The organism is Arthrobacter sp. B2I5 (assembly GCF_030816735.1).
Classification (GTDB): Bacteria; Actinomycetota; Actinomycetes; order Actinomycetales; family Micrococcaceae; genus Arthrobacter.
The window spans coordinates 4,290,180-4,302,375 of sequence record NZ_JAUSYF010000001.1 but is presented as its reverse complement, the minus strand read 5'-3'; the positions used below and the strand labels follow the sequence as shown (position 1 = coordinate 4,302,375).

At 66.2% G+C, this 12,196-nt stretch carries 12 protein-coding genes; all 12 read left to right on the top strand.

What is annotated here, in order from left to right; all coding sequences use genetic code 11:
- Positions 1 to 26: 26 nt before the first annotated feature.
- Positions 27 to 1,028 carry a tripartite tricarboxylate transporter substrate binding protein gene (locus QFZ60_RS20005; RefSeq protein WP_307092755.1) on the top strand — a complete coding sequence of 334 codons (1,002 nt, stop codon included), beginning with the start codon at positions 27 to 29 and terminating at the stop codon, positions 1,026 to 1,028.
- 33 nt (positions 1,029 to 1,061) lie between these two features.
- Positions 1,062 to 1,691, top strand: a complete 630-nt coding sequence (locus QFZ60_RS20000) for a methyltransferase (RefSeq protein ID WP_307092754.1) — start codon at positions 1,062 to 1,064, stop codon at positions 1,689 to 1,691.
- A gap of 44 nt (positions 1,692 to 1,735) precedes the next feature.
- Positions 1,736 to 2,518 (top strand): NAD(P)-dependent oxidoreductase, encoded by a 783-nt coding sequence (locus QFZ60_RS19995; protein ID WP_307092753.1) that lies wholly within the window; start codon positions 1,736 to 1,738, stop codon positions 2,516 to 2,518.
- 83 nt (positions 2,519 to 2,601) lie between these two features.
- On the top strand, positions 2,602 to 3,939 hold the full coding sequence (locus QFZ60_RS19990) for a TRAP transporter large permease subunit (RefSeq protein WP_307092752.1): 1,338 nt from the start codon (positions 2,602 to 2,604) through the stop codon (positions 3,937 to 3,939).
- Positions 3,940 to 3,948: 9 nt separating this feature from the next.
- Positions 3,949 to 4,206, top strand: coding sequence for a hypothetical protein (locus QFZ60_RS19985; protein WP_307092751.1), 258 nt, complete (start codon positions 3,949 to 3,951; stop codon positions 4,204 to 4,206).
- The gene (locus tag QFZ60_RS19980; RefSeq protein WP_307092749.1) at positions 4,203 to 5,183 is read left to right on the top strand and encodes a cyclase family protein; all 981 of its coding nucleotides are present in this window, start codon (positions 4,203 to 4,205) and stop codon (positions 5,181 to 5,183) included. The genes QFZ60_RS19985 and QFZ60_RS19980 overlap by 4 nt, the downstream gene beginning before the upstream one ends.
- Before the next feature lie 195 nt (positions 5,184 to 5,378).
- Complete coding sequence (locus tag QFZ60_RS19975) at positions 5,379 to 6,068, top strand: HD domain-containing protein (protein WP_307092747.1); 690 nt, start codon at positions 5,379 to 5,381, stop codon at positions 6,066 to 6,068.
- Positions 6,069 to 6,165: 97 nt separating this feature from the next.
- Positions 6,166 to 6,960 carry an IclR family transcriptional regulator gene (locus tag QFZ60_RS19970; RefSeq protein ID WP_307092746.1) on the top strand — a complete coding sequence of 265 codons (795 nt, stop codon included), beginning with the start codon at positions 6,166 to 6,168 and terminating at the stop codon, positions 6,958 to 6,960.
- A 124-nt stretch (positions 6,961 to 7,084) separates the two neighbouring features.
- Complete coding sequence (locus tag QFZ60_RS19965) at positions 7,085 to 8,362, top strand: cytochrome P450 (RefSeq protein ID WP_307092744.1); 1,278 nt, start codon at positions 7,085 to 7,087, stop codon at positions 8,360 to 8,362.
- A gap of 5 nt (positions 8,363 to 8,367) precedes the next feature.
- Positions 8,368 to 9,447 (top strand): PEP/pyruvate-binding domain-containing protein, encoded by a 1,080-nt coding sequence (locus QFZ60_RS19960; protein WP_307092743.1) that lies wholly within the window; start codon positions 8,368 to 8,370, stop codon positions 9,445 to 9,447.
- A gap of 61 nt (positions 9,448 to 9,508) precedes the next feature.
- Complete coding sequence (locus tag QFZ60_RS19955; RefSeq protein ID WP_307092742.1) at positions 9,509 to 11,377, top strand: PEP-utilizing enzyme; 1,869 nt, start codon at positions 9,509 to 9,511, stop codon at positions 11,375 to 11,377.
- Between the two features lie 37 nt (positions 11,378 to 11,414).
- Positions 11,415 to 12,158, top strand: a complete 744-nt coding sequence (locus QFZ60_RS19950) for an SDR family NAD(P)-dependent oxidoreductase (RefSeq protein ID WP_307092740.1) — start codon at positions 11,415 to 11,417, stop codon at positions 12,156 to 12,158.
- Positions 12,159 to 12,196: the final 38 nt, after the last annotated feature.

Here is a 12,196-nt window from a genome sequence, read left to right as displayed (position 1 = left end):
AACCCCACCTTCAAAGGAGAAGATCCATGAAAACCCCCATGCGCCTTGCTGCCGCCCTTGCCGCGGCGTCCCTGATCGGCCTGACCGGCTGCGGTGCCAACGCCGGCGCCACCAACGCCGCCAGTGACTTTCCGAAAAAGGGTAAGTCCATAGACCTCATCGTTGCTTTCGGCTCCGGCGGCGCCGTGGATACAGCCGCCCGGCTCATCCAGCCGGTCCTCGAAAAGGAACTCGGCACCAACGTTGAGGTCATCAACAAGCCCGGTGCCGGGGGCCAGATCGGCTACACCCAGCTCACCAGCGCCAAGCCCGACGGTTACACCATCGGCGCTACCGGATCACCTTCGGTTGTGGTCTCGCCACTGGACCCGTCCCGCGGCGCCAAGTACACCCGGGAAAGCTTCCAGCCGCTGGGCCGGCAGGTCATTGACCCCACCGTCATCGCCGTCCAGCCGGACAGCCCGTACAAGACCATCAAGGACCTCCTTGACGCCGCCAAGGCCAATCCGAAGTCCATGACCGCCAGCACCACCGGCCTGCAGACCGGCGAACACTTTGCCCTGGCCCAGTTGCAGGAAACCACGGGCTCGGAATTCGCTCCGGTCCACTTCTCGGAGGGTGCCTCGCAGGCCACCACTGCGTTCCTCGGTAAGCACGTGGATGTCCTGGTGGCCAACGTCAGCGACGTGAACGACCTCAGCAAGCAGGGCAAGGCCCGCGTCCTCGGCGTCATGTCCGCAGAGCGCGCACCCTCGCTGCCGGACATCCCCACATTCAAGGAATCCGGTTACGACCTGACGGCGGGAACCGCCCGCGGCTACTCGGCACCCGCCGGCCTGCCGGAGGACGTGGCCAAGAAGCTCGAGGCCGCCATCCAGAAAGCCATCGAGGATCCCACGGTGGTCCAGAAGATGAAGGACCTTGGCCTGCAGACCAGCTACCTCAACGGCACCGACTACCAGCAGTTCTGGGCAAGCCAGGAAGAGGACTTCAAGGAAGTCCTGCCGCTGGTCCAGAAAAAAGACTGACCCCCTGTCCACACCTGAACGGAAAGATCCATCATGACTACTCCAGCCATTGACGCCACCGAAGCGGACTTTGCGCGCCCCGACCGGGACATCGTTGAACGGCTCGCCAAGTTGCCCGCGGCCAACATCGGCGATGCCATGGACCGGCTCGGCGTCGCGGACTCCGCCATCCAGGCCGTCTGGCCGGGCGCAAAGCTTGCCGGGCCGGCGTTCACCGTGTGGACACGGCCCGGTGACAACAAGGGCATCCATCAGGCCCTGCAGCTGGCCCGTCCCGGGGACGTCATTGTGGTGGCCGGCGGCGGTGACGAATCCCGCGCGCTCCTCGGTGAACTGATCGGCGAGCGTGCCATCAACCTGGGCGTGGCGGGCTTCGCCCTGGACGGAGCAGCGCGCGACGCCGAGGCGCTGGGTGAGATCGGCATGCCGGTCTTCGCCCGGGCTACTTCGCCCGCCGGTCCTTACAAGGACGGTCCGTTCAGGTTGGGCACCGCCGTCGCTTTCGGCGGCATCCCGGTCCTGCCCGGGGACATCATCGTCGGCGATTCGGACGGCGTGGTGGTCATTCCGCGGGAGCAGGCAGCCGCGGTCGCCGAAGCCGCCGAGGCGGTCTTCGCCGATGAGGCAAACCGCCGCCAATCCATCGTTGCCGCCCGCAACTGAACTACCACGGCACCAAAAATTCACCAGAAGGAACAGAGAAAACCATGACAGCGTGCACCGTCATCGGCCTCGGCGAAGCCGGCGCCACCTACGCCGCGGCACTCACCGCGGCCGGCCATACGGTCACCGGCTTCGACCCGGTGGCACCGACTACCCCTGAGGGCGTCACGCGGGCGGCCACGGCCGCGGAAGCCTGTGAAGGCGCCGACGTCGTCCTGGTCATGACCGGCGCCGCCGCCGCCCGCAGTGTGGCCCAGGAGTGCCTGCCGGTCCTCGACGCCGGCAGCGTCTACGCCGACTTCACGTCCTCGTCTCCCGGCGTGATGCAGGAACTCGGACAGCTGCCCAGCAAAGCCGGCTTCGCCGACGTCGCCATCCTCGGGCCAGTGTCGGCGCTGGGCGAAAAGACGCCGCTGATGGTCAGCGGCCCGGGAGCACCGGCGGTGGCAGACCTGCTGCGCCCGTTGGGTGTCACCGTCGAAATCACCGAAGGCGGGCCCGGCGCTGCCATGGCACACAAGCTGCTCCGCAGTGTCCTGATGAAGGGACTTGCCGCCGTAGTTGTCGAAGCGGTCAACGCCGGGAAGGCCGCAGGACTCGAAGGCTGGATCCGCGGCCAGATCGCGAATCAGCTCGCCGGCGACGGCCAGGCCGTCATCGACCGGTTCCTGACCGGCACCACCAAGCACGCACTCCGCCGGTCACGGGAGATGCAGGAGACGGCGAGCTACCTTTCGGAGCTGGGCGTGCCGTCGGAAATGACCGCTGCGTCAGCCGCCGCACATGCCCGCATCGCTGAGCAGGACGCCGCGCGGGTGTTGCGCTGACCCCGCGGTCGGACAGAATCAATGAAGAGGACTGTTTTGGCTAACCACGCAAAGAACCGCACTGCAACGTCAGGAGCATGGACATGATCGGCGTCTGGGCCCTGGGGGCATACCTGGCCGTCATCCTGCTTTGGACCACGTTGATCAAGCGCAGCGTGGGGGAGGCCATGATCCTGGGATTCCTGGTGGTGCTCCCGTTCACCGGTGCCGCCGCGGCGCAGGTCGGCTGGTCGGCGCTCTATTCGGCAGCGACGGACGAAATTGTTTACGCCACCATGGCGTTCGTCTTCATGGGTTACCTGCTGGACAAGGCCGGCGTCCTGGACCGGCTGATTGACCTGTTGAACTCGCTCATCGGCGGGGTCAAGGGCGGGCCGGCCTGGGTCTCCACGGTGGCTTCGGCCGGCCTGGGCGGCGTGGTCCACAACCAGGCCGCCATTGCCGCGACGGTAGGCTCGGTCACCATTCCGTGGATGGAAAAGTCCAAGCTGGACAAGCCCGCCGCCGCCACCCTGGTTGCTGGCAACGCCGGAATGGGCATTACCTTCCCGTTCAGCGCCTCCATGTTCGTCCTTGTCGGCTCAGCCACGGTCGGGCCCCTCCTGAACATCAACGCCCTTGTCCTCCCCCTGCTCTTCGGAGGCCTGTGGTGCTTCCTGCACCGCCTTATCGTCACCTGGCTGCTCATCAGGAAGAGCGGGATGACCCCGCTCGACGCAGCCCACCGCCTGTCCGTCCGGACCGCCTTTGGCCAGGGCTGGGCAACCCTCCTGTTGTTCGTCGTCGTCGCCATTCCGCTGGTCATCACCTCCGGGTTCCTTACATCCGCACTCTCGGACTGGACTGGCGGCGACGTCAGCAAATCCGTCAGCGTGATCGTGTGGATCCCGGTAGTCCTGCTCATCACCGGTGCCCTGCTGGGCCGGAAAAAGCTGCCCCGCACCGGCCGCGCCTGGGGCGAGCTTCTGCACGGCTCCGCCCCGCGGTTCGGAATCGTCGGCGTCACGGTGCTGTTCGCGTTCGCCGGGGCCAACGCGCTCGCCGCCACCGGCCTGCCCAAGCAAATGACGGCGCTGCTGAACGGGTTGAACCTGCCGCTGTGGCTGCTTGCCATCCTGATCGGGCTGATCGTGATCGCCGTCGCAGCCCCGCTGTCCGCAACGGCCACGATGGCCGCCGTGGGAACGGTCGGCGTCGCGGCCCTTGTGGCGGCCGGCGTGCCGGCCACTACTGCCGCCGTCGCCGTCCTGGTCTTTTCCTCGTGCGAAGCCGCGGTTCCGCCCGGCGGTGCGCCGCTCTATGTTGCCTGCGGCATTGCTGACGTCAACCCCATCAAGACCTTCGGCCGCCTGCTCACCCACTATGCCCTGCCCCTGCTGGTCATCGGCGTGCTGATCATCCTCGGCGTCCTGCCGATCTAAGGAACCACCATGAATACACCCCGAAGGTTTACTGAAATCCTTTTCACCGTTACGCTCGGAGCCCTTCTTGCCGGCGGCGTCCTGTTCGTTGCCGGACAGGCCGCCGGCCTTGTGGCCGGGCAAAACGGCTGGCTGGAGTTCTTCAATACGTACATCAAGCCGCCCATCTGCATTGCGGCTTCCGTGTGCGCCGTCGCCGGTTTCCTGCTCAGCTACAAGCGCTCCCATCAACAGGCCACGCAGCAGCAGGAGGCAACCACCCGATGACTGACCGCGGAACATTTCCCACCTTCGCCGATCTCCTCACAAGGGAGGGCGCCCTGTCAGGAACATCGTGGGGACTGTTCCCCGAAGCGGACCGGGGCACACCGTCCTTCATCACCCCGGCGGCCATCGTTGAGGCCAGGAACAGCATCAGGAGCGGGACCGTGTTCGGCCTGGACTATCCGGCTGACGCCTTTGATCCTGGTATGTCACTCAAACGCAGTCCGCCCCGGCACACCATCTACTCCTCGCACCCTGCGCACCGCGATGACTTCCTGGACGGCTACTACCTCCAGGGATCCAGCCAGATAGACGGCCTGAGGCACCGCCGGGCGGATGATGTTGGCTTCTACAACGGCACCCCCGATGCGCTGATTACGGAGGGCACTCCGTACCTGGGGATCCAGGGATGGGCAGAACACCCGATCACGGGCCGGGGCGTGGTGGTGGACCTGGACGGCTTCCGGAGAAGCCTGGGGGAGCCCATCGACCACGCGGCCGGGGAACCCCTCACCTTGAACCTGGTGCAGGCGGCCGCGGCAGCGCAGTCCCTCCGCCTCCGCCCCGGTGACATCCTCATGCTCCACACCGGGTGGTGCGAATGGTTCCTTGAACTGACGACGGCGGAAAAGCAGCAGGTGCGCGAGAGCCGCAAGGCATCGGGTGTGGAACAGTCCCAGGAATTCGTGGCCTGGGCGTGGGACCAGCAGCTGGCGCTGCTCGCCGCGGACAACTTCGCCCTTGAGTGCCTTCCCCCGGTGCCGGACAGTCCGTACCGGGATTCTGCGCCGAACGACCACGGAATGATGCACCAGCAACTCCTGGCCAAGCTGGGAATGCCCTTGGGGGAGCTCTGGAGGCTCGGCCCGCTGGCCCGGCACATGCGCCGCACGGGCCAGTGGGACGCCTTCATCAGCATCAAACCGCTGAACATCACCGGGGGCACGGGCTCGCCGGCGAATGCCACCGCGATCACCTGACGTAAAGACGCGGAAGTGCGTCACGCGGGGCATGCTTTCGGGGAACGGACGACGCCGGGACCCCGGGTTTCCGGGGTTTCCCCGCCCAAGGTGGGCCGAAAGCGTGCCGTGCGTGACGCCGTCGGCCGTCACATGCGATTCCGCTGGACAGAATCCGTCGTTGCCAGCCGCCCGTCCGCTGGGCAGGCTGTGTGCATGACGAAGCTGCAGCCCGCCGCCAACTACTCAGGCCTCGACGCCACTGCGGTTGCCGCCGGCATCGAGCCCGACCCCGCCGGAGTCATCGCACTGGAACCAATGCTGGCCGGGATCTGGGAACTGGCCGCTCCGTACTTGACGGTCCGGGACAACGACGCCCACACCCTGTATGCCTTCGGCCTGGCCCGCGCCCTCCTGGACGCCCATCCGGAAGCGGATGCCGCTGTGGTCCTTCCCGCGATCATGCTGCACGACATCGGCTGGTCGCAGGTCCCGCCCGGCGACGTCCTTGCAGCCATTGCGCCGGGCGGCGGCAGGCCCGACCTGGTGCTGCTGCACGAAAAGGAGGGGGCGCGCCTTGCCGCGGACATCCTCGCGAAGTGCCGTTACGATCGCACCAGGATCCCCGCCATCCTAAACATCATCGACGGCCACGATTCCCGGCGGGAGGCCGTCTCCATCGAGGATGCCATCGTCAAGGACTCGGACAAGACCTGGCGCCTCAGTCCGCACGGCATCGACACCGTCATGGACTGGTTCGGGCTGGACCGCGGGCAGGCCCTCCGGCTGTGCTCCCAGCGCGTGCACGGCCACCTATTCACTGCAGAGGCGCAGGCCATGGCGAGGGCACTGTCAGCACTGGAATCGGTCACCCTCTGGCCGCAGCGGCAACGCCTGCTTGGCTGAGCTGGAAACCGGCGCGGCCCGGAGCCGTTCCCGCGCTTAGACTCTTTCCGGACGCTGCCGGCACCTTGGGCCCAGCGCCAGGAGCGAGGAGGCCCCCATGGCCGGCGGCAGCCGCGACCCCGGTCGCACCGTGACGTCCAAAGTGCTGTCCATCCTGGAAGCCTTCGAGACCTCCCGCGGCGCCCTGAGCCTGACTGACATCGCGGACAAATCCGGGCTCCCGCTCAGCACCGCGCACCGGCTGGTGAACGAACTGACCGACTGGGGATTCCTGTCGCGGGAACCGAACGGCCGCTACCAGCTGGGGATCCGGCTGTGGGAGCTGGCGCAGAACACCGGCCGCCAGCTGCGCGATGCCGCCCACCCCTACATTCAGGACCTGTTCTCGCTGACCGGCGAGACGGCACATCTGGCGATCCGGGCCGGCAATGAGGTCCTGTACATCGACCGGGTCTACGGCTCCAAGCGCGTGCCCCGCGCGTCCCGGGTGGGCGGCCGCCTTCCCATGCACGCCACCGCCGTTGGAAAAGTCATCCTGGCGTTCGAAGACGACTGGGTGCGCGACGCCTACCTGCACCGGGACCTGGAACGCGCCACCGCCCACACACACATCGACCCGCAAAAATTCACCGCCGAGCTGGCGGACATCCATGCGCAGGGCTACGCCACCACCCTTGAGGAAGTGCGGCTTGGCTCCTGCTCCATAGCCGTCCCGGTGTTCCACACCGGCCGGATCGGCGCCGCCATCGGCCTGGTGCTGCCCACCACGCAGGCGTCCACCATGACCAGGTACCTGCCCGTCCTCAAGGGCATCTCAGCCCAAATCGAAAAGGCCACGGCGCGGATCCCCCTGGAGACCCTGATCGGCGTGCACAAAGGGCCGCGCGGCTGACGCCAATCGATTCCGTCCAGTGGAAGCCGATGCTGTCCCCGCACGGTGATGTGGACCACACTGGTCACTAAGAAACCCCCGCCGCCCTGAGGTGCCGGGCGGAGCCAAGTCACCAGGAGTCAACATGTCATCGTCGACAGAAACGGCTGGCCGCTGTCCTTTCGGGTACGGCGCCGAAGCCCCCGCCGGGCACCACGGCTACGAACCCTTCCAGATGAAGGATCCCTTCACCGCCTACGCAGAGCTCCGGGCCGAGCAGCCCGTGATGTTCGATGAGCGTACCGGACTTTACGTCGTCTCCCGCTACGACGACATCAAAGCCGTCTTCGAGGACTGGGAAACGTTCTCCAGCGAGAACGCCCAGGCCCCGGTCCGGGAGCGGGGAACCGCCGCGAAAAAGATCATGGAAGAGGGCGGCTTCACCGCCTACTCCGGCCTGTCCGCCCGCCGTCCGCCAGAGCACACCCGCATCCGCGCCGTGGTGCAGAAGGCCTTCACGCCCCGCCGCTACAAGGCCCTGGAACCGTTCATCCGGCAGAACGTGGTGGACCTGCTCGAAAAGATGCTTTCCCGCGAAGAGCGCCGCGGGGACCTGGTCAAGGACCTGGCCTACGACGTTCCCACCATCACCATCCTCACCCTGATCGGGGCCGACGTTTCCCAGGTGGACACGTTCAAGCGCTGGTCCGATTCCCGCGCCGCCATGACCTGGGGCGACCTCAGTGACGAACAGCAGGTCCCGCACGCCCACAACCTGGTGGAGTACTGGCAGGAATGCCTGCGCCTGGTCCGGGTGGCCCACGAGCAGGGCGGCGACAACCTCACCGCCGACCTGGTCAAGGCCCAGCAGGACGGCGCCGAGATCTCGGACCATGAGATCGCCTCGGTCCTTTACAGCCTGCTCTTCGCCGGGCACGAGACCACCACCACCCTTATCTCCAACGCCCTGCGCGAACTCCTGGCGCGTCCGGAGCAGTGGCAGCAGCTCGTGGAGGATCCCAAGAAGATCCCCGCCGCCATCGACGAGGTCCTCCGCTACGCCGGCTCCATCGTCGGATGGCGGCGCAAAGCACTCAAAGACACCGAGGTGGGCGGCGTGCCCATCGAAAAGGGTTCCCAGCTGCTGCTCCTGATGGGCTCGGCCAACCGCGATGAATCCAAGTTCACCGCCGCCGAGGACTTCGACATCACCCGGCCGAACGCCCGCGAGCACCTCTCTTTCGGGTTTGGCATCCACTACTGCCTGGGCAACATGCTCGCCAAGCTGCAGGCGAAAATCGCGCTCGAGGAAGTGGCCCGGCTCGCTCCCGCGCTGCAGCTCGACGCCCCGGAGGACATCGCCTTCCGTGAAAACCTCTCCTTCCGTGTTCCCGAGACCGTTCCTGTCACTTGGAAGGCCTAAGCACTATGCATAGCAACGATTACGTCCAGTTCTTCGACGGCGGCATCGAGCCGAAGCTTGAAAACCTCGGCGGCAAGGGTGCGTCACTGGTCACTATGACCTCCGCCGGCATGCCCGTTCCGCCCGGATTCGTCGTCACCACCGCGCAGTTCGATGCCTTCATGGACGAAGCCGGGATCACGGCGAAGATCCACGAACTGCTCGCCGGGCTGGACCCGGAGGACACCCGGCAGGTTGACCAGGTGTCCGCAGCCATCCGCGAGGACATCTGCTCCCGCCCCGTACCTGAAAAACTGCGCAGCATGACCATCGCCGCCTACGAATTCCTGATGGCCCGCTTCGACGCACCCGTCCCCGTGGCCGTCCGCTCCAGCGCCACCGCCGAGGACCTTCCGGACGCTTCCTTCGCCGGCCAGCAGGACACCTACCTCTGGCTGGACGGCGTCAAAGCGGTCACCGACCACATCCGCCAGTGCTGGGCTTCGCTCTACACGTCCCGCGCCATCATCTACCGGCTCAAGAACAGCATCCCCAACGAGGGACTGTCCATGGCCGTGGTGGTTCAGAAGATGGTCAACTCCAGGGTTTCCGGCGTGGCCATCACCATGGACCCCACCAACGGCGACCGGTCCAAGATCACCATCGATTCCTCCTACGGCGTGGGGGAAATGGTGGTCTCCGGCCAGGTCACTCCGGACAACATCGTGCTGGACAAGGTGACACTCGCCGTCATTACAGAACACCTGGGCGACAAGCACGCCGAGCTGGTCCCGGACGCCGGTGCCAAAGGGCTGGTTGAACGTGAGGTCGACGACGAACGCCGGGGCCGCCGCAGCCTCACCGACGCGGAGCTCACCGCCGTCGCCCAGATGGCCAAGCGGGCCGAGAAGCACTACAAGTGCCCGCAGGACATTGAATGGGCCCTCGACGCCGACCTCCCCGACGGCGAAAACCTGCTCCTTCTGCAGTCCCGGCCGGAAACGGTCCACTCCTCCAAGCCCGCACTGGTGACCGCGCCCCAGCCCGTTATCACCGGGGGCTACTTCAGTGGACTGAGCACCCCCGCGCTCAAGCCGACTGCCTGACCCGCATCCGAGGCTTCACCCCCACCAAGGCTCACCGCCGAGCCCTCCTGAAAGGACCGCCATGTCCATGAAGTCGTTCCCCAAGCCCTCCGAGCTGCCGGTTCCCGCCGGGGCCGAAGGCTGGGAAAAGATCTACCCCTATTACCTGGTCTTCCAGGACAAGCTCAAGGACCAGGAGGACGCCAAGTTCTGGTTCTGCGACAGCCAGCACTGGCCCACCGTGTTCAAGCCCTTCGAGACCATCGGCGGCGAATTCGCGGTCAAGTGCCTGGGCCAATACAACGCCCGGCACCTGATAATCCCCAACGCCAACGGCATCGAGTTCCGCATCCACCTGGGCTACCTCTACATGTCCCCCATTCCCGTCCCGGAAGACCGGATCCCCGCCCGCGTGCCGCTGTTCGAGCAGCGCGTCGGCCACTACTTCCAGAACTGGGAGCAGCTGCTCAAGGACTGGCACGTCAAGGTCAAGGGCACTATCGCCGAGATGGAAACCATCTCCTTCCCCAAGCTTCCGGACATGGTCCCCCTGGAGGACATCACCTCCGGCAAGGGCAAAGACGGCTCCGAGAAGCTCCTGGAAGGCTACGACCGCCTCATCCAGCTGGCCTACCAGAACTGGCAGTACCACTTCGAGTTCCTGAACCTGGGCTACATCGCCTACCTGGACTTCTTCAACTTCTGCAAGCAGGTCTTCCCCAACATCCCGGACCAGTCGATCGCCAGCATGGTTCAGGGCGTGGACATGGAACTGTTCCGCCCCGATGACGAGCTCAAGCAGCTCGCCAAGCTCGCAGTCGAACTTCGCCTCCAGCCCCACTTTGGAAACACGGACGACGTCGAGGCTACTTTGGGTGCCATCGCCGCCGCCCCGGGCGGGGACCGCTGGCTGGCCCAGTACGAAGGCGCCAAGGACCCGTGGTTCAACTTCACCGTGGGCAACGGCTTCTATGGCCACGACAAGTACTGGAACGTGAACCAGGAAATCCCGCTGGGCTACATCGCCGACTACATCCGGCGCGTGGACGAGGGCCAGGAGATCATGCGTCCCGTCGAGGCCCTCATCGCCGAACGGGACCGCATCATCGAGGAATACCGCGACCTCCTCGAAGGCGACAACCAGGCAGTCTTCGACGCCAAGCGCGGGCTCGCCGCCACCGCCTACCCCTACGTGGAGAACCACAACTTCTACATCGAGCACTGGACGATGGGCGTCTTCTGGCGCAAGATCCGCGAACTCTCCCGCATGATGCATGCCGAGGGCTTCTGGACCCAGCCGGACGACCTGCTCTACCTGGGCCGCAACGAGGTCCGCGACGCCCTCTTCGACCTGGTCACCGGCTGGGGGGTGGGCGCCAAGCCCATCGGCCCCGACTACTGGCCCGAGGAGATCGAACGCCGCCGCGGCATCGTGGACGCCCTCAAGACTGCCCGCCCCGCGCCCGCCCTGAACACCCCGCCCGCGTCCATCACCGAACCCTTCACCCGTATGCTCTGGGGCATCACCACGGAACAGGTCCAGCAGTGGCTGGGAGCCGGTGAAGAAGTGGAAGGCGGCGGACTGCGCGGCATGGCCGCCTCGCCCGGCGTGGTGGAAGGCCTGGCCCGCGTGGTCACCGACGCGGACCAGCTCTCCGAGGTGCAACAGGGGGAGATCCTGGTGGCCACGGTGACGGCGCCGTCCTGGGGTCCCATCTTCGGCAAGATCAGCGCCACGGTCACGGACATCGGCGGCATGATGAGCCACGCCGCGATCGTGTGCCGTGAATACGGTTTGCCGGCCGTTACCGGCACGGGCTCCGGGTCCACCACGATCAAGACCGGCCAGCGGCTGCGTGTGGACGGCACTAAGGGCACGGTCCAGATCCTGGACGCCGAGGAAGACCTCGTAGTTGCCGGACCCGGCGCCCACAACCACAGCCATGTCTGATCGTGAGATGCCTTCAGGAGAATATTCCGCTGAGGGCATGAATGGAAAGACGGTCCTCATCACGGGAGCTGCCGGCGGGCTGGGCAGGGCGTTCGCGTTAGGCTTCGCCGGCCGCGGATACCGGGTGGCGGTGGCCGACATCAACCTCGAGGGTGCCGAACAGACCGCCAAGCTCGTCCGGGAAGCCGGCGCCCACGCCGCTGCCTTTGCCGCAGACGTGACCGACGTGGACTCCACGGAGCAGCTCGCCGCAAGCTGCGCGGAGTTCGGAAACGGGCGCATCGACGTCGTGCTCAACAACGCGGCGGTCTACGCGGGGGTGACCCGCAGCCGCTTTGAGGACATCGATCCAGCCGAATGGGACCTGGTGATGAACGTCAACCTCAAGGGACCCTGGCTGGTGACCCGCGCCGCGAGCCCCTACCTGGGGGAAGGCGGGCGCATCATCAACCTTTCCAGCGCCACGATCTTCAGCGGCTCCGAGCAATGGGCGCACTACGTCGCCTCCAAGGGCGGCGTGGTGGCCCTCACCCGGGTCATGGCCAAGGAACTGGGCCGCCGGGGGATCACGGTGAATGCCCTCGCCCCGGGCTTCACGCTCACGGAAGCCAGCTACGGGCTCATGGAGAACGCCGAGAACTACGGAGTGGACCGCGGCGCCATCAAACGCGCCAGCCAGCCCGAGGACATTGTGGGCGCCGCCCTGTTCCTGGCCGGGCCGGACAGCTCCTACTACACCGGCCAGACCATGGTGGTGGACGGCGGCCGGCAGTTCATCTGACCGGCAACCCCCACCACCATCGAAACCAACTTCAACCA